General features: G+C 63.1%; 1 protein-coding gene. It reads right to left on the bottom strand.

Going from position 1 to position 612, the window contains the following annotated elements; genetic code table 11:
• A partial coding sequence (locus lacNas_RS00050) for an ATP-binding cassette domain-containing protein (protein WP_201346471.1) occupies positions 1 to 612 on the bottom strand: 612 nt, incomplete at both ends.

Raw genomic sequence — 612 nt, 5'->3', positions numbered from 1 at the left:
GTCACTGGCCGGCCCGGCCATCAGCAGGTTGTCTCTGACGCTGCCTTTAAACAGGTAGCTGTCGGCGCTGACCAGGGTGACTGCCTGCAGCCAGCCGCTGGCACTGATCTGGTCTAAAGGCAGGCCGCCAACGGTGATCTGCCCCTGGCTGGCTTTTTGCCGGCCGGCCAGCAGGGTGGCCAGGGTGCTCTTGCCAGACCCAGACAAGCCGACGATGGCAGTAAAGCCGGCAGCGGGAATGGTCAGGCTGATCTGGCTCAAGGCTGGCTTGTCTGCTCCCGGATAAGTAAAGGAAAGGCCGCGGACGGCGATGTCAGTTTTGTCAGGCACGGGAGCCTGGCCGGAGGCGGCTTCAGGCAGGTCCAGGAAGGCGAAGATCTGGTCGCTGGCCTTCATGCCGTTCATGCCGATATGGAAGTAGCTGCCCAATTGCCGCATTGGCAAAAAGTAGGCCGCGGCCAGCAGGATGAGGACGATGGCCTCTTGGCGGCCGATGCGGCCCAGGCGGATCTCGTTTAGGGCAACGGCGATGCCGCAGGCGGCTCCGCCGTAAGCCACGGTGTCCATGACGACGGTGCTGAGCAGCTGCATGGTCAGGACCTTCATGGTGAT

Source organism: Lactobacillus nasalidis (assembly GCF_016587775.1).
In the GTDB taxonomy this organism is placed as follows: domain Bacteria; phylum Bacillota; class Bacilli; order Lactobacillales; family Lactobacillaceae; genus Lactobacillus; species Lactobacillus nasalidis.
The sequence above is the reverse complement of the archived record's forward strand: the minus strand, read 5'-3'. Positions and strand labels throughout refer to the sequence as shown.